11 protein-coding genes and 1 tRNA gene are annotated in these 17,625 nt (G+C 72.8%); 5 read left to right on the top strand and 7 right to left on the bottom strand.

The window, feature by feature from the left end; genetic code table 11:
• Positions 1-190: 190 nt before the first annotated feature.
• On the top strand, positions 191-6,517 hold the full coding sequence (locus QSK45_RS20900; RefSeq protein ID WP_285559070.1) for a type I polyketide synthase: 6,327 nt from the start codon (positions 191-193) through the stop codon (positions 6,515-6,517).
• A gap of 112 nt (positions 6,518-6,629) precedes the next feature.
• On the opposite strand, the gene QSK45_RS20895 is transcribed toward QSK45_RS20900, so the two are convergent.
• On the bottom strand, positions 6,630-7,115 hold the full coding sequence (locus tag QSK45_RS20895; protein WP_285559068.1) for an Ig-like domain-containing protein: 486 nt from the start codon (positions 7,113-7,115) through the stop codon (positions 6,630-6,632).
• 145 nt (positions 7,116-7,260) lie between these two features.
• The gene (locus QSK45_RS20890; RefSeq protein WP_285559067.1) at positions 7,261-8,280 is read right to left on the bottom strand and encodes an IPT/TIG domain-containing protein; all 1,020 of its coding nucleotides are present in this window, start codon (positions 8,278-8,280) and stop codon (positions 7,261-7,263) included.
• Between the two features lie 685 nt (positions 8,281-8,965).
• On the opposite strand from QSK45_RS20890, the gene QSK45_RS20885 reads away from it, so the two are divergent.
• Complete coding sequence (locus QSK45_RS20885) at positions 8,966-9,712, top strand: IPT/TIG domain-containing protein (protein ID WP_285559065.1); 747 nt, start codon at positions 8,966-8,968, stop codon at positions 9,710-9,712.
• Between the two features lie 143 nt (positions 9,713-9,855).
• Here QSK45_RS20885 and QSK45_RS20880 read toward each other — a convergent pair.
• Positions 9,856-9,932, bottom strand: a tRNA-Thr gene (locus QSK45_RS20880).
• 219 nt (positions 9,933-10,151) lie between these two features.
• Here QSK45_RS20880 and QSK45_RS20875 point away from each other — a divergent pair.
• The 3 genes from QSK45_RS20875 to QSK45_RS20865 all read left to right on the top strand — a co-directional run bounded on the left by QSK45_RS20875 (position 10,152) and on the right by QSK45_RS20865 (position 12,686).
• A complete protein-coding gene (locus QSK45_RS20875) occupies positions 10,152-11,288 on the top strand; it encodes an ABC transporter ATP-binding protein (RefSeq protein ID WP_285559063.1) in 1,137 nt (378 codons plus the stop codon).
• 174 nt (positions 11,289-11,462) lie between these two features.
• A complete protein-coding gene (locus tag QSK45_RS20870) occupies positions 11,463-11,921 on the top strand; it encodes a hypothetical protein (RefSeq protein WP_285559062.1) in 459 nt (152 codons plus the stop codon).
• 33 nt (positions 11,922-11,954) lie between these two features.
• The gene (locus QSK45_RS20865) at positions 11,955-12,686 is read left to right on the top strand and encodes a nucleotidyltransferase family protein (protein ID WP_285559060.1); all 732 of its coding nucleotides are present in this window, start codon (positions 11,955-11,957) and stop codon (positions 12,684-12,686) included.
• Positions 12,687-12,754: 68 nt separating this feature from the next.
• Here QSK45_RS20865 and QSK45_RS20860 read toward each other — a convergent pair whose 3' ends face one another.
• The 4 genes from QSK45_RS20860 to QSK45_RS20845 all read right to left on the bottom strand — a co-directional run bounded on the left by QSK45_RS20860 (position 12,755) and on the right by QSK45_RS20845 (position 17,589).
• Complete coding sequence (locus QSK45_RS20860; RefSeq protein WP_285559058.1) at positions 12,755-14,467, bottom strand: DoxX family membrane protein; 1,713 nt, start codon at positions 14,465-14,467, stop codon at positions 12,755-12,757.
• A gap of 169 nt (positions 14,468-14,636) precedes the next feature.
• Positions 14,637-15,581 (bottom strand): 23S rRNA (guanosine(2251)-2'-O)-methyltransferase RlmB, encoded by a 945-nt coding sequence (gene rlmB / locus QSK45_RS20855; RefSeq protein WP_285559057.1) that lies wholly within the window; start codon positions 15,579-15,581, stop codon positions 14,637-14,639.
• Between the two features lie 101 nt (positions 15,582-15,682).
• On the bottom strand, positions 15,683-17,083 hold the full coding sequence (gene cysS, locus QSK45_RS20850) for a cysteine--tRNA ligase (protein WP_285559055.1): 1,401 nt from the start codon (positions 17,081-17,083) through the stop codon (positions 15,683-15,685).
• A gap of 101 nt (positions 17,084-17,184) precedes the next feature.
• Complete coding sequence (locus QSK45_RS20845; protein WP_285559053.1) at positions 17,185-17,589, bottom strand: PPOX class F420-dependent oxidoreductase; 405 nt, start codon at positions 17,587-17,589, stop codon at positions 17,185-17,187.
• Positions 17,590-17,625: the final 36 nt, after the last annotated feature.

Below are 17,625 nucleotides of genomic sequence, written 5' to 3'. Positions count from 1 at the left end.
CGACGGTCGCGCACGGGCGCCGTACGGACAGCCGGCGACGCGCCGGCCCGTGCCTTCCGGTGCGCGCCGGCCGTGCCGTTCCGGTGCGCGCCGGACCCCGTCCGGCGCCCGGCGGGCACGCCGTACCGCCCCCGCTCCTCCGGAGGAGCGCGCACCCTTCACCTCTCCAGCGATCGACAAGGAGACTCCCGTGGTCAACGACAAGCACGGCCCTCGGCCCGCGAACGCGCCCATCGCCATCGTCGGCATGGGCTGCCGGCTTCCCGGAGACGCCGACTCCCCGGCCGCCTTCTGGCGTTTACTGGTGAAGGGCCGCGACGCGGTGGGGACGCCGCCGCCCGGCCGCGAGATGACCATCCTCGGGGACGGAGCACCGGCCGACGCGCGGTCCCGGTTCACCCGGGGCGGCTACCTGAAGGACGTCTCGCGTTTCGACGCGGACTTCTTCGGGGTCTCCGGCCGCGAGGCGGATGTCCTCGACCCCCAGCACCGCCTGCTGCTGGAGGTCATCTGGGAAGCCCTGGAACATGCCGGGCTGCCTCCCGATGGGCTCGCCGGATCCCCGACGGGAGTCTTCACAGGACTCAGCTACAACGACTACATGGATCAACTGGCCGGCCAGCCCCTGGAGCTGGAGGGCTCCATCCTGACGAACGGTCACTGCGTGGCCGCGGGCCGCATCTCCTACCTCCTCGGCCTGCACGGCCCCAGCATCGCCCTCGACACCGCGTGCTCGTCCTCCTTGGTGGCCTTCCACCTGGCGTGCGAGGCGCTGCGCCGCGGGGAGTGCGACCTCGCCCTGGCCGCCGGCGTCACGCTCATGCTCGCCTCCCGCATCACCCGGTCCTTCGTCCGGATGGGCATGCTTTCCCCCACCGGGCACTGCCGCACCTTCGACGCCGCCGCGGACGGGTTCGTCCGCGGCGAGGGCTGCGGCGTCGTCGTCCTCAAGCGCCTGGCCGAGGCCCGCAGGGACGGCGACCGCATCCTCGCCGTGGTCCGCGGGTCGGGGGTGAACCAGGACGGCCGCTCGGACGGCCTCGCCGCGCCCTCCTCCGCCGCCCAGCAGGCGCTCTACCGCTCGGTACTCGCCCGAGCCGATGTCGACCCGGCCCAGATCTCGCTGATCGAGGCCCATGGCACCGGCACCCCGGTGGGCGACCCCGTCGAGTTCGCCAGCCTGGCCGCCGTGTACGGCAACGGACTCTCCCCGTGCGCCCTTGGTTCGGTCAAGACCAACCTCGGCCACCTGGAGCCCGCCGCGGGCATCACCGGCCTCATCAAGACCGTCCTGTGCCTCCAGCGCGGAACCATCCCGCCCAACCTGCACTTCAACCGCTGGAACCCGGCCATCGAGGCGGACGCCACCCGCTTCTTCGTCCCCCTCGACGCCACTCCGTGGCCGGGCAAGCAGCCGGTCAGGCTGGCCGCGGTCTCCTCGTTCGGCTTCTCCGGCACCAACGCCCACGTCATCCTCCAGGAGCCGCCGTCCTCCACGCGCCGTGCCTCCCTTCCCGCTCCCCGCCGGCCCCGGACCGCGGCACCGGAGGTGATCCTGGTCGCGGCGGGTTCCCACCGCGCCCTGCCGGACGCCGCTCACCGCCTGGCCGACTGGCTGGAGACGGAGGGCGAGAACGTCCCGCTGCGGGACGTGGCCCACACCCTGGCCCTGCGCCGCAGCCCCGGCCGCGGACGCCTCGCGGTCGTCGCGCGTTCCCGCGGTGAGACCGTCGAGGCCCTGCGGATGTTCGAGAACGGCCTGACCCATGCGGCCCTCGTGTCCGGCGCCGGCGACGTCACGGCACCCCGGCGGCCCGTCTGGGTGTTCTCCGGCCAGGGCTCGCAGTGGGCCGGCATGGGCCGGGAACTGCTCGCCCACGACGAGGCGTTCGAAAAGGCGCTGACCGACGTCGACAAACTCATCCGCAAGGAGGCGGGGTTCTCCGTGCTGGACCTGATCAGGTCCGGGGAACCCGTCACCGGGTGCCGGAAGGTGCAACCGACCCTGTTCGCCCTGCAGATCGCGCTGGCCGCGACCTGGCAGGCACACGGAGTCCTGCCCGCCGCCGTCATCGGCCACTCCATGGGAGAGGCCGCGGCCGCGGTCGTGGCCGGAGCCCTCACGCTCGCCGACGGTGTCCGGGTCATCTGCCGCCGGTCGGCGCTGCTGGAACGGATCGCCGGGACAGGGGCGATGGCCAGTGTCGGCCTGGACCGGGCCGGAGTGGACGCCGCTCTGGCCGACGCCGGGACCGACGGTGTGTCCGTCGCCGTCCTGGCCGCGCCCGACACCACCGTCATCTCCGGCGACGCCGACCAGATCGACCACCTGGTCGACCGCTGGGGACGGAGGGGGATCGCCGCCGTACCGATCGCGGTCGACGTCGCCTCCCACAGCCCGCACGTCGAACCGCTGCTCGGCGACCTGCGCGCGGCCCTGCTCGACCTGTCCCCCCGCCCGCCGCGGATCCCGTTCTACTCCACCGTGTCCGAGGACCCGCTCCGGACCCCGGTCCTCGATGCCGACTACTGGTGCGACAACCTGCGCCGGCCCGTCCGCTTCCAGCCCGCCGTGGCCGTCGCCGCGCAGGAGCGGCACAGGATCTACATCGAGATCTCCCCGCACCCCGTGGTCACCCAGTCCCTCACCGACAGCCTGGCCCCGCTGGTCCCCGACGCCGTGGTCCTCCCCACGCTGCGTCGCGCGGAGGAGGAACCGACCACGTTCCGCACCCAGCTCGCCGCACTCCACTGCCACGGCGGCACGGTCGACTGGTCCGCCCTCTACGCCGGCGGCAATCTGACCGACGCCCCCACCATCACCTTCGACCGCGCCCACCACTGGGCCGCCGGACGGACGGCGCCCGCCGAGGCAGGCGCGCTGCCCGGCCGGCACACCGAGATCCCCGGTGAGCAGGTCCGCCACTCCTGGCGCGCCACCGCTCCGGCCAATCACCTGCCCTGGCTCAACGACCACCTCGTGCACGGCACGGCCGTCCTGCCCGGCGCGGCATTCTGCGCCCTCCTGCACACCACGGCGCAGGCCGCACTCGCCGACGTCACGGAATCCACGGAGGTCGACCTCCTCGACGTCTCCTTCCACGACCTGCTGCCCCTCGACGGCGCCCCGGAGGTCAGCACCACGCTCACCCTCACGACCGGTGAACAGGCCGCCTGCGAGATCCACTCCCGCGCCCCGGACGGCTCCTGGCAGCTGCACGCCTCGGCCGTCGCCCGCCGTGTCCTCGCGACGGGTGACGACCGTGCCGCGTCCCTCTCCGAACTCGACCGCAAGCACCCCGTCCCCCTCGACCCCGCCGAGCTCTACGCCGGGCTGCGCGCCTGCGGACTGGAGCACGGTCCCGCCTTCACCGGTATCACCACGCTGAGCACGACGAAGCGTCGCGACAGCCTCTGGGCCCAGATCGAGGTGCCGCCCACGGCCCGTACCCCGGAACACGGCTTGAGCGTGCACCCTGTCCTCCTGGATCTGTGCCTCCAGTTGCTGGTCGCCGGAGCCGGCCACGGCGCCGCGCCCGGACCGATCCTGCCGGTGCAGGTGCGTCGTCTGCGCCTGCTCGGCGATCCCACCCGGGCCGTGCACGCCCACGCACGGGTCACCGAGAACAGCGACAGGACGCTCGCCGGGGACGTCCGCGTCCTGGACGCCGGCGGTCGGCCGGTCCTGGCGCTCGACGGCGTGCGGTTCGTCCGGCGCGCGCCGACCGAGAGCGCTCCGGTCGACCAGTGGTTCATGGAACTCGGCTGGCACCGGGTCCCCCATCCCCGCACCGCGGCCCCCGCGCCCGGGGACTGGCTCGTGGTGGGCGAGGGCGACGGCGAGGCGGAACGTCTTGCCGCGCTCCTGCGCACCGGCGGCGCCCGGGTCGAGGTGCGGGAGAACCCGCTGGATTCGGAGGGGCTCGGCACCTGGGCCGAGACGTTCGGCCGGTACCTGACCGTCGACGACCGCGGGTGGCGAGCCGTCGTGCTGCTGTGCGGCACACCGCCTGCCCACCCTGTCGACGGCGCACAGCAGCGGGCACGGCGGCTGCTCGCCCTCGCGCAGGCCGCCGACGAGCACTGCCGGGACTCGCGTGTGTACGTCGCCACCCGGCAGGCGTACGCCGTCACCGCGGAGGAGAAGGGCCACCCCGCGCACGGCACGGTGCGCGGGGTGGCACGTGTCATGGCCGTCGAGCAGCCCCGTCTGCGCCCCACGCTCGTCGACACCGATCCCGGTGAGGAGGGCCTGCGCACCCTGGCCGCGGAACTCCTCGCCGACGCGCCGGAGGACGAGGTCGCCCTGCGCGGTGGCGTCCGGTACGTCGCGCGCATCGCCCCCGCTCCCGTCACGGCGGGCGAACACACCGCCTGTTCCTCCCGGACGGTCCGGTTCGGCCAGGACGGGTTCCGCCTGCGCGTCGGACGGTTCGGCGACACCGGCAGCCTGGAACTGGCCGCGACCGGCCGGCGAAAGCCCCGCGAGGGCGAGGTGGAGGTGCGTGTCCAGGCCGCGGGACTCAACTTCCGCGATGTCCTGACCTCGCTGGGCATGCTCGGCTCGGAGCCGGCCGCCGCCTACCGCATCGGCTTCGAGTGCGTCGGCACGGTCAGCGCCGTCGGTTCCGGTGTGAACCACGTCCGCGCCGGTGACACGGTGCTCGCCGTCCAGCTCCAGGGCGGCGCCTTCGCCTCCTTCGTCACCGTGCCGGCCACCGCCGTCGTCCCCGCGCCGCGGTCGCTGGCACCCGTCACGGCGGCAGGTCTGCCGACGGCGTACCTGACCGCCTGGTACGCCCTGCACCACGTCGCCCGGCTCGTCCCCGGTGAACGTGTACTGGTCCACTCCGCCACCGGGGGCACGGGGCTGGCCGCGATCGAGGTCGCCCGCATGCTGGGCGCGGACGTCCTGGCGACGGCCGGTTCCGAGGAGAAGCGGCGGCACCTGCGGGGTATGGGGATCCGCTGCGTGATGGACTCCCGCACCCTGGACTTCGCCGAAGAGACCCGCCGGGCCACCGACGGTCAGGGGGTCGACGTCGTCCTCAACTCCCTGGCGGGCCCGGCCGTCCGCGCCGGACTCCAGAGTCTGCGGCCGTTCGGCCGCTTCGTCGAGCTCGGCGTGCGCGACATCATGGCCGACGCCGCTCTCAGGCTCGGCCCGATGCGGCACAACATCAGCTTCAGCGCCGTCGACCTCATCGAACTGCAGCAGCGCCGCCCGGACTTCTTCGCCGTGGTCCTGCGCGAGGTCATGAGCCACATCGCTGCCGGGCGCCTCAAGCCCCTGCTGTGCACCGAGTATCCGCTCGAACGGGCGGCCGACGCCTTCCAGCTGATGGCCCGCGCCCATCACCTCGGCAAGGTCGTGCTGACCGTACCGGACCGGGGAGAGGCGGAGGCCGTCCTGCCGGACGGTCCGCCCGTCGTACGCCCCGAGGGCGCCTACATCGTCACCGGCGGTCTCGGCGGTCTCGGACTGGCCACCGCGCGCTGGCTGGCCGAGCGGGGAGCGGGGCGCATCATCCTGAACGGCCGTCGCCCGCCGTCGCTGGAATGCGCGCGGGCCGTCAACGAGCTGACCGCGGACACCTCGGTCGTGCTCGGCGACATCTCGCGGGGCGGCACCGCCGAACGCCTGGTGGAGGCCGCCGTCAAGGGCGGCGTTCCCCTGCGCGGGATCGTGCACTGCGCCATGGTCCTGGACGACGCCGCCCTGGCCACCGCCCGCGAGCACCAGCTGAAACGGGTGTGGGCGCCGAAGGTCGCCGGCGCCTGGAATCTGCACAGGGCCACGGCGGACCACCCGCTGGACTGGTTCGTCCTCTACTCCTCGATGAGTTCCCTCCTGGGCAACGCCGGACAGGGAGCGTACGCGGCCGCCAACTCCTGGCTGGACTCCTTCGCGACGTGGCGCACCCGCAACGGATCGCCCACCCTGGCCGTCGACTGGGGGCCCTGGGGCGAGACGGGACAGGCGACCGACTTCGCCGATCGCGGTTACGAGACGATCCCCACCCGTGAGGGCCTGGCGGCGTTGGAGTCCCTGCTCACCCACCGGCGGGTCCAGACCGCGGTGATTCCCGGTCCGCCCCGGACCTGGATCCCCCGGGGGGCAGCGGGCTCCAGCCTGTTCGCCCTCCTCGCGGCAGAGGGCGAACAGGCTCCCCAGGAGCCCGGACCCGAGGCCGCCGGCGCGGACATCCGCGCCCGGCTCCAGGCCCTGCCCGCGGGCATCGCCCGGCAGACCGAGCTGGAGAACTACCTGACCGACCACATCCGGGCGATCCTGCGCACGGGCAGTACCACGCTGGATCCCCACACGCCCTTGAGGTCCCTCGGTTTCGACTCGCTGCTGGCCACCGAGTTGCGGATCCGGCTGGACACCGACCTGTCCGTCCGTCTGGCGAGCAACTTCGTCTGGCAGCACCCGACCGTCGCCTCGCTCGCCACGGCGCTGGCGGCCCGCATGGGCCTGGCCCCGCAGGAGGACCCGTCGTCCTCGGCCACCTAGGTGTGGGTCCCGGACGGCGCCGACGCGCGTACCGGGAGCCTGACGGACGAGGGCCTTCGGCCCGGTCGTGGATCGCGGCATCGACGACCGGCGCGGGAGGCCCTCGTCCCGCTCAGCGGACGGAGACGCTGTTGTGGATGTCCCCCACGACGAAGCCGATCAGGCTGCCGCAGGTCAGCAGGCACAGGCCGGGTGTCGTTCCGCCGCCGGGCGGCGGCGGCTGCGACGCCGAGACCTGGACGGTCGTGGTGCCGTTGGACGCGTCGCAGGTCTGGTTGCCGTTGTAGGCGGCGGTGATGGTGTGGGGGCCCGTCGTGGTGAACGACGTGGTGTACGTCGCCTGTCCGCCGGCCCCCACCGGCACGGTGCTCAGCAGGTCACCGCCGTCGAAGAAGGACATGCCCAGGCCGCCGCTCGGGTCGGAGGCACAGGTGACGGACGCGGTCAGCTGCACCGGGCTGCCGACGGTCGCCGTCGTCGGTGAGGCGGTGACGCTGGTGGACGACGGTGCGGCGGCCGCCGGTGCGGCGGCGGCGAGGACGGCGGCCAGCGCCGCCGAGGTGACGGCCCACCCGCCACGAGTACGTCTGCGCCTCACGATCAGCTCCTTCGGCATGGATCATCTGCTCTTCCGATGACGCTCACGCTAGGAACCCGGAGGCGGGTCGGCCACGCGGCAGACCTGGTCGGGTCAAGGCAGTCAGTCGATCGTGTGCGAGCCCCGATGCGGCCCCGCGGCCTGCTCAGATGCCGGGGGCCGCGACACGCTGGAAGATCACCGCACCCGATGTCCCTCCGGCCGTCGTCACCCGGACGGCGGCATCGCCCACCGGACCGGGCGGGACGACCGCCGTCATCCGGGTGTCCGACAGGACGGTGAAGCCCACGGGAACGCCGTCCACCGTCACGGCCGTCGCGGTGGTCAGGCCCGTGCCCGTCAGCACCACGACCGTGCTCCCCGCCGCCGCCCCGAGGGAGGGGGACACGGTGTTCAGCACCGGTGCGGCCACGTAGGCGTAGGTCAGGGGATTGCTGGCACCACCCGCGGTGGTCACCGTGACGGCGACCAGGCCCGAACCCGCCGGCGCCCTGACGGTGATCTCCGTGGGCGACGCGGTCTCCAGGGTGGCCGAGAGCGCGCCGAACCTCACGTCGACGGCGTCGAGCAGGTTCTGGCCCGTCAGCGTGACGGTGTTGCCGCCGGCCGCGGGGCCGGCGCTCGGCGAGATCGCCGTGAGGAGCGGGGCTCCCGTGTAGAAGAAGTAGGACGCCGGTGCGGCGGCGCTCGTACCACCCGGTGTCGTCACCGTCACCGGCACGGCGCCCGGGGACCCCGCCGGTGAGACGGCGGTGATCCGGGTGGAGGAGACGACGCTGAAGGAAGCGGCGTTCACGGAGCCGAACCGCACCTGGGTGGCACCGGTCAGAGCGGTCCCGGTCACCGTGACGACGGTGCCGCCGGTCGTGGGACCACTGGACGGCGAGAGACCGGTGACCGTGGGCGGTACGGCCGTGTAGGTGAAGGTGACCGTGGCGTTGCTCGTCCCGCCCGGGGTCGTCACGGTCACCGGCACCGGGCCGGCGGTTCCGGCGGGGGTGACCGCGGTGATCTGCGTGCCGGACGAGACGGAGTACGACGCCGCGTTGACGGAGCCGAAACGCACGGCCGTGGCGCCCGTGAAGCCGGTGCCGGTGATGACGACCGTGGTACCCCCCGATACCGGTCCTTGCGCGGGGTCGACGGAGTTGACCACGGGCGGCATGAGTGCCTCCTGGGAGTGGGAGCGGCGGGTGGGCGTCCCCGGACGCCGACGGCCGGAGGCACGGACTCGCCCTTCTCCGGCGCCGGGTCACGTGACGGCGCCCGACCGCGCCGTTGTCACCGGCCGCGTCGTGCCCGCGGATTCCGGTCCGTGAGCGGACGTCGTGACGGCGGGCTCGGTCGGCCCCGCCCCCAGGGACACCGGGCGTCGGACAGCTGCCTCGGGTCGGCGGGAGGGCGGCCCGCTGGTCCGGCAACACCAGTGACCCAGACGGCCGTCCCCCTCGACAAGGCCGCCCGCAAGAGGTCACCCGAATGACGTAACGGGACGGCGTCCACGGCCCCCACCCCCACGTTCACCAGGGGCGAGGCCCCGCATCCGCGACGAGGAAGCTGCTCCGTTCGAGTGATGCCGGGTGACACGGTCTTGCCCCTCGTACGCCGTCCGTGGGCAACTGGTGGGGAATCGGTGGGCCGCCCGTCCCGAGCCGAGGAAAACCGCGGACGGGCACGTGCCTGCCGGTTCTTCTCCATGCCCGGGAAGAGGGCGCCGGCACTCACGACGCCGTGCAGCGGCCCCCGGGCTTCCGTCCGTCGACTTCCTCGGTCTCACCAGCGCCGGCGAAGAGGGCCGTGCGGGCTCCACCGGTACCCGCACCTTTCATCGGACCATGAGGAGTGTTGTCATGCCTATCTCCCCGAACCAGGGCTCCACCGGCGGTGGAACCCTGGTGACCGTCACCGGCACCAACCTGGCCAACACGACCAGCGTGATGTTCGGCAGCAAGCCGGCGACCAACCTGACCCAGGTCTCCCCGACCGAGGTCACCGCGGTCTCGCCTTCGGGCACCGGCACGGTCGGCGTCACCGTCACCACGCCGGGCGGAACCAGCAACCCGGTGCCGTTCTTCTACGTGGGCGCCCCCTTCAAGTCCTCGCTGAGCACGACGGCCGGGCCGCTGGCCGGGGGAAACATCATCACCCTCAACGGCACGGGCCTGTCGACGGCCACCAGCGTCTCCTTCGGCGGCGTGACGGCGGTCCCCACCGTGACCTCCGACAGCTCCATCAACGTCACGGTCCCCGCCGGCACGGTGGCGGGCCCCGTGCCGGTCACGGTCACCACCGCGGGCGGCGTCAACAACGGGCTCACCTACACCTACGTGGCCGCCCCCACCATCGGCACCCTCGCCCCGACCTCCGGGCCCGCGTCCGGCGGTACGGCGGTGACCATCACCGGCACCAACCTCGACACCACCGACTCGGTCACGTTCGGCGGTACCCCCGCGCCCTTCGCGGTGATCAACGCGACCACGCTGTCGGCCGTCACCCCGCCCGGGACCGCCGGAGCGGCCGACGTGGTCGTGGCCAACCCCGCCGGAGCGGACACCGCGGTCGGCGCCTTCACCTACGTCGCCTCTCCCGGGATCTGATCCCGGCCGCCTCCTCACACCGCTGAGGAACCGGAGCCCGTGCGGGAATCGCCCCCTCCCCGCGCGGGCTCCTCCGCCGGCCTGCGGGCCGTCCGCGGCAAGAGCAGAGGCCCAGGTCGGAAACCGCCTGACCTGGACCTCGGTGGAGCCCCCTGTCGGATTCGAACCGACGACCTTCGCTTTACAAGAGCGGCGCTCTGACCAGCTGAGCTAAGGAGGCCCGTCGCGCGTGCCGCGCGGACGTGCCTGTGCAGTGTACCCACGACACATGGCGTACCCGTCGAGAATTTCCGCGAAGTTCACAGTCGCCCACGTGCTGACAGACCGCGTGGGCACCGGGTACCGTCTCGAACCGGTTCACTCGCGTGGACTACACCAACCACCTTCCTACAACGGATCGTCCGGCACGTTCCTGCCGGTAGAAGGGGGCCCATTCACCATGGCCACTGTCACGTTCGACCAGGCGACCCGGATCTACCCGGGTTCCACCAAGCCCGCCGTCGACGCCCTCGACATCGCGATCGAGGACGGCGAGTTCCTCGTCCTGGTCGGCCCGTCGGGCTGCGGCAAGTCCACCTCGCTGCGGATGCTCGCGGGCCTGGAGGACGTCAACGCCGGCGCCATCCGCATCGGCGACCGCGACGTCACCCACCTGCCGCCCAAGGACCGGGACATCGCCATGGTGTTCCAGAACTACGCCCTCTACCCGCACATGACGGTCGCCGACAACATGGGCTTCGCGCTCAAGATCGCCGGCGTCAACAAGGCGGAGATCCGGCGGAAGGTCGAGGAGGCCGCGAAGATCCTCGACCTCACCGAGTACCTCGACCGCAAGCCGAAGGCCCTGTCGGGCGGTCAGCGCCAGCGTGTCGCCATGGGCCGCGCGATCGTGCGCGAGCCCCAGGTCTTCCTCATGGACGAGCCGCTGTCCAACCTGGACGCCAAGCTCCGCGTCTCCACCCGCACCCAGATCGCCTCGCTGCAGCGCCGGCTCGGCATCACCACCGTCTACGTCACCCACGACCAGGTCGAGGCCATGACGATGGGCGACCGCGTGGCGGTCCTCAAGGACGGTCTGCTCCAGCAGATCGACACCCCGCGCAACATGTACGACAAGCCCGCGAACCTCTTCGTCGCCGGCTTCATCGGCTCCCCGGCCATGAACCTGGTCGAGGTGCCGATCACCGACGGCGGCGTGAAGTTCGGCAACAGCGTGGTCCCCGTCAACCGCGAGGCACTCAAGGCCGCCACCGACAAGGGTGACCGCACGGTGACCGTGGGCGTGCGTCCCGAGCACTTCGACGTGGTGGAGCTGGGCGGGGCGGCGGCGACCGCCCTCACCAAGGACGCCGCGGACGCACCGGCCGGCCTCGCCGTCTCGGTGAACGTGGTCGAGGAACTGGGCGCCGACGGCTACGTGTACGGCAGCGCCGACATCGACGGCACCCTGAACGACCTGGTCGTGCGCGTGAACGGCCGCCAGGTGCCGGAGAAGGGCGCCACCCTGCACGTCGTGCCGCGGCCCGGCGAGACCCACGTGTTCTCCACGTCGACGGGCGAGCGCCTGTCCGACTGAGCACGGCTTCGGGCACGGGCAGGACGCAGGGCCCCGCGGTGTACCGCGGGGCCCTCTTCGCGTGATCGTCCCAGGTACGGGCGTCAACCCCTTACCCCGAAAACCGCCGTATCCCATCCCCCGTAAGGGTGACTGACGGTCTTCGCGGCATTACCGACCGCTACCCTCACACGCGTGAAGCACTCCACCACCACTCAGACGCGACGCGGCCACCGGGGCCCTGCCCGCCGGGTCGGCCGCTCCCTCGCCCTCGTCCTGCCCGTCGTCCTGGTGCTCTCGGGAACCCTCGCGGTCACCCGGGTCAACTGGACGGGAAGCCCCGCCAGCTCGGTGCTCACCGCCTCGGACATCACCTCGGCGGAGGTCGCCCCCAAGGCGGTCGCCCAGGCCCCGCAGGACGTGCTGCGCGACCGCCTGATGAGCGAGTTGCACGAGAAGAACCCGGGCGTGGTCCTCACCCACCTCCAGGAGGCCGTCAACGGCCACCCCTCGCTCGCCCGGCACTGCACCTCCATCGCCCGCGCCCTCGGCCGCGCCGCGGTGCGCATCTACGGCGCCTCGCGCGCCCAGTCGTACGCGCGCCCGGTATGCGACACCTCCTTCGCCACCGGGGTGCTGGCCGCACACGGCTGAACCCGCCGCGGGGCGCCACGTACAGTGCGGTTCATGACCCATCCGAACGCCGCGTCGCGCCCCACTCAAGCCGTGATCCTGGCCGGCGGCCAGGGCTCGCGGTTGCGTCCGTACACCGACGACCGGCCCAAGCCGATGGTCGAGATCCCCGGCACGGGCACTCCGATCATCGGCCACCAGCTGGCCTGGCTCGCCGAGGAGGGTGTGACGGACGTGGTGGTCTCCTGCGGCCACCTCGCCGAGGTCCTCCAGGACTGGCTGGACTCGGCCCGACTGCCGGTCTCCGTACGCACGGTCGTGGAGACCGAGCCCCTCGGCCGCGGCGGGGGCCTCAAGTTCGCCGCGGCGCACCTCCCCCGTCCGGACCGGCCCTGGTACGCCACCAACGGCGACATCTGGACCCGCTTCTCGCTGCGGGACATGGCCGACTTCCACACCGAGCGGGACGCCGTGGCCACCCTCGCCCTCGCCCGCCCCCGCATCCCCTGGGGCGCCGTGCGGACCGACGGCTTCGGCCACATCACCGACTTCATCGAGGCCCCGCCCTCCACGTTCGAGATCAACGCCGGCGTGTACGTCTTCTCCCCGGAGTTCACCACCCTGCTGCCCGAGCGCGGAGACCATGAGCGCACGACGTTCCCCGGGCTCGCCCGTGAGCGGAAGCTCGCGGGATTCCCGCTGCCGCAGGGCGCGTACTGGCGGGCCATCGACACGGCGAAGGATCTGACGGAAGCGGCCAAGGAACTGGCGGCGATGGGACGCTAGCCCGAGGACCACGGACAGCGGAAAGCCCCCGTACCTCCCGGTACGGGGGCTTCTGCCCGGCTGTTCCGTCAGCCCAACAGGCCGCCCAGCACGCCCGGTTGGCCGGTGGAGGTGCCACCGCCCGAGGTGGAGGTGCCGCCCGGGGAGGAGCCACCGGAGGTGGAGGCGCCGCCGGTGCTCGTCGGTCCCGCCGTGGTGCTGGGGGCGCCGCCCGTGGGGGCGGACCGGCGGGGCGGGACCTGGCCCGTGGTGCCCTGGGTCTCGCTGGGCGTGGTGCTCGTGCCGGCCGTGCCGCGGGTCGAGCCCGGGGTCGTGGCCGCGCCCGAGGGGCTCGCGCCGGCCGTGGCGCCGCCCGAGGGGAAGGCGGAGGCCGACGGGGTGTGCGGGTGCCGGGTGCCGTCCTCGCCCGGGAGCGGGGAGCCGGGGACGTTGTTGCGGGGGGCCTCGCCGGGCCCGGGGACGACCACCCGGCTGGAGTCGCGGACCGCGCCGCCGAGCAGGGAGCCGACGAGCAGCGTGAGGCCGACGGTCACCGCCGTGATCAGGGCGCCGCGGCGCAGCACGTAGCGGCGCAGTTCCCAGATGTCGGAGCGGGGACCGAGCCGCCGCCAGGCGCTGCCCGCGAGGCGGCCGTCCACCGAGTAGACGGGGGCACCGGCGATGATCAGCGGGGACCAGGCGGCCAGGTAGATGATGTCCGGGGCGTCGTACGCCGGGACCGTCTTCCAGCTGACCGTGACGATCAGCGCGGCCGACAGCAGCGCGCCGACCACCGCGGCCACCCGCTGCCAGCAGCCGAGGATCGTCAGGACACCGACCACCACCTGGAGGAAGGCGATCACGAGACCCGAGCCGACCGGGTGGTGCAGCGCGAACTGGCGCAGCGGCTCGGCGACGTCCCACGGGTGCAGCGTGTCGAGCCACGTGACCATGGAGCCGCGCTTGCCGCCGTCGAAGTAGACGGGGTCGCACAGCTTGCCCATGCCGGCGTAGATCGAGATGAAGCCCAGGAAGACGCGCAGCGGGAGCAGCACCACGCCGAGGTTCATCCGGCGGCCGGGGTAGTACGCGTGCCGCGCCGGATCGTCGCCGTGGCGCCTGGCGCGGCGCGGGAGGTCGAGGTCGAAGTCGTCGTAGCCCGAGTGGCCCGAGTCCTCCGCGTCGCGGTCCGAGGGGTACGGCGGGTACGACGCGGTGGGCTCACCGTCGCCGTCGTGGCGTCCGAAGTCCGGTCGCGGGTACGGCGGTTGGCCGTACGAACCGCTGCGCATGTGCGGCAGGAGGCGGGTGCTCCCGTCGTCGGCGGCGGTGCGCTGGTGGCCGACGACGGGGGTCTCGACGGTCCGGTCCAGCGCGTCGTACGCCTCGTCGTAGCCGGTGGTGCCGACGCGGGGGATGACCCGGGTGGCGCCGGTGTCGGCCTCTTCGGCGTGGCGGACGATGCTGCCCCGCACCGCCTGGAGGAGCCGGTGGGCGCCGGTGTCGTCGGGCGCGGACCGGCCGCTCCACACGACGGGTCGGCGGCGGCCTGCGCCGACCCCGCCCGCCGGTCCCGCGACGGGCATCCGGGCGGTGTCCTGGGCGGCGCTGAGATGGCGGGCGATCCGGGCGGACTGGCTGCGCCTGGCCGTCGCGCCCAGCTGCACGCGGAAGCTGGCGTGGTTGACGATGACCTGCGCCGGATCGCTCGGCACCTTCACCATGCTCAGCGCGGGAGCGTCGTCGAATCCCGACGAGCGGTCCCCCGTGGGTGTGCGGGGTGTTCTGGTGTCCACACTCATCTAACCGAGTGACGTGGGGTTAGGACACTGCTTTGACCGGCCGGATGTGTCCGGGCCCCGTCAAAGCAGCGTCGAACGCCATGTGGACGCCGGAATTACCACGCAAGGGTGAACTTCCGGACGGGTGTTCAGCCGCGTCGGCGTGGCGCCTCGGCGACGCCGCGCCGGGTCAGCCCCGCGTGCGCGCGGCCTCGTACAGCACGATGCCCGCGGCCACACCGGCGTTGAGGGACTCGGTGCCGCCCGGCATCGGGATGCGCACCCGGTAGTCGCAGGTCTCGCCGACCAGCCGGGACAGGCCCTTGCCCTCGCTGCCGACCACGATCACGACCGGACCGGACAGGGCCTCCAGTTCGCCGAGCTCGGCCTCGCCGTCCGCCGCCAGGCCGACGACCGTGACGCCCGCCTTCTTGTACTGCTCCAGGACCCGGGTGAGGTTGGTGGCGCGGGCCACCGGGGTACGGGCGGCCGCACCGGCGGAGGTCTTCCAGGCGCCTGCGGTCATACCGGCCGAGCGGCGCTCGGGCACGATCACGCCGTGGCCGCCGAACGCGGAGACCGAGCGGACGACCGCGCCGAGGTTGCGCGGGTCGGTGACGCCGTCGAGCGCGACGACCAGCGGGTCCGCGCCCTCGTCGGCGGCGGCGTCCAGCAGGTCCTCGGGGTGCGCGTACTCGTACGGCGGGACCTGGAGGACCAGGCCCTGGTGGTTCAGGCCGTTGGTCATGCGGTCCAGCTCGGGGCGCGGGGCCTCCATGAGGTTGATGCCACCGCGCTCGGCGGCGAGCTGGAGGGCCTCGCGGACGCGCTCGTCGTTGTCGATGAACTGCTGCACGTAGAGGGTCGACGCGGGGACGCCCTCGCGCAGCGCCTCGACCACCGGGTTACGGCCGACGACCAGCTCGGACGTCGACCGGCCGCCGCCCCGGCGCTGCTGCGGGCGGCCGCCCTGGGCACGGCGGGCCTTCGCGGCGGCGGCGCGCTGCTTGACGTGTCCCTTGCGCATCTCGGCGGGCGGGGTCGGGCCCTTGCCCTCCAGGCCCCGGCGCCGCTGGCCGCCGCTGCCGACCTGCGCGCCCTTCTTGCCGGACATGCGGCGGTTGTTCGCGGCCATGAGTCACCTGTTCCGTGAGCTTTGTTCGTACGTACGTCTTATGCAGTGTGCCGCCCGGGGGGCCGGGCGGCACAATCGATCAAGGGCCGTGCGCGGCGGGGCTAGCGCGCGCCCAGGGTCCAGCGCGGGCCCTGCGGGCCGTCCTCGACGGCCAGGCCGGCCTGGCCGAGCTGGTCGCGGATGGCGTCGGCGGTGGCCCAGTCCTTGCGGGCGCGGGCGGACTCGCGCTGGTCGAGGACGAGCCGTACGAGGCTGTCGACCACGCCGTGCAGATCCTCGCTCCGGTCGGACTCGCCGACCCACCGCTCGTCCAGCGGGTCCAGACCGAGGACCCCGAGCATGGCGCGCACCTCGGCGAGGCGGGCGACCGCGGCCTCCTTGTCGTCGGCGGCGAGCGCGCTGTTGCCCTGGCGGACGGTGGTGTGCACCACGGCGAGGGCGCCGGGGACGCCCAGGTCGTCGTCCATCGCCTCGGCGAAGGCGGGCGGGACCTCGCCGGCGGGCTCGACGGGCTTGCCGGCCAGCTCGGTCACGCGCAGCATGAAGCCCTCGATGCGGGCGAAGGCGGACTCCGCCTCGCGCAGGGCTTCCTCGCTGTACTCGATGGTCGAGCGGTAGTGCGGGGTGCCCAGGTAGTAGCGGAGCACGATGGGGCGCCACCGCTTGACCATCTCGGCGACGAGCACGCTGTTGCCGAGCGACTTCGACATCTTCTCGCCGCTCATGGTGACCCAGGCGTTGTGCACCCAGTACCGGGCGAAGTCGTCGCCGAACGCCTTGGCCTGCGCGATCTCGTTCTCGTGGTGCGGGAAGATCAGGTCCAGGCCGCCGCCGTGGACGTCGAAGGCGGAGCCCAGGTACTTGTGGGCCATCGCCGAGCACTCCAGGTGCCAGCCGGGACGGCCGCGGCCCCAGGGCGTCTCCCAGTCGGGCTCGCCGGGCTTGGTGGCCTTCCACATGGCGAAGTCGCGGGGGTCGCGCTTGCCGGTGATGCCCTCCTCGGCGGGCTGGCGCATCTCGTCCAGGTCCTGCTTGGACAGCTCCAGGTAGGAGGGCCAGGAACGGACGTCGAAGTAGACGCTGCCGTCGGCCTCGTAGGCGTGCCCGCGCTCGATGAGGGCGCGCATCATCTCGACCATCTCGGTGACATGGCCGGTGGCGCGGGGCTCGTAGGTCGGCGGGAGGCAGCCGAGGGCGGTGTAGCCGTCGTTGAACGCCCGCTCGTTCTCGTAGCCGATGGACCACCACGGGCGGCCCTGTTCCCGGGCCTTGGCGATGATCTTGTCGTCGATGTCGGTGACGTTCCGGACGAACGTCACCTCGTAGCCGCGGTACTCGAACCAGCGGCGCATGATGTCGAAGTTGAGGCCCGAGCGGATGTGCCCGATGTGCGGGGCCGCCTGCACGGTGGCACCACACAGGTAGATCGAGACACAGCCCGGCTTGACCGGGGTGAAGTCACGGATCTGCCGGGCGCTGGTGTCGTACAGGCGAATAGTCACCACTCCAGAGTAGTGGCCCCGACCCAGTGCCTCACGCCCTTCCCCTCTTTACGGCGGCCTTCCCCCTCGCCGGGCCCGGCCCCACACCTCCCGCCCGCGCCTCAGAGCCTCCCGACGACCTTCCGCGGCGTGATCCGCACGACCACCCGCTCGGCGTCCTTCGACGCGTCGGGGTTGAACTCGGCGTACTTCCTGCCGGTGTACTTCAGGCTCAGTTCGTCGATGAGGGACTGGCCGCCCTCCGTGGTCAGTTCGGCGGTGCCGCGGATCTCGGCGTACTCGTACGGCTCGTCGGGGTTCATGACGACGACGGTGACGCGGGGGTCGCGGTCGAGGTTCAGCTTCTTGCGGCGGTCGACCGTGGTGGAGAAGAGGATCCGCTCGCCCTCCCGCTTCACCCACACCGGCGACATCTGCGGGCTGCCGTCGGGCTGGACGGTGCCGACGACGATGAACACCTTGCCGTCGAGCAGGGACTTGAGCCGGTCGGACAGGGCGGCGGACATGGGTACCTCCGGAAAGCCGCGGACGGTGACTCTCCG

This window comes from Streptomyces hygroscopicus subsp. hygroscopicus (assembly GCF_030269125.1).
Classification (GTDB): Bacteria; Actinomycetota; Actinomycetes; order Streptomycetales; family Streptomycetaceae; genus Streptomyces; species Streptomyces hygroscopicus_C.
The sequence above is the reverse complement of the archived record's forward strand: the minus strand, read 5'-3'. Positions and strand labels throughout refer to the sequence as shown.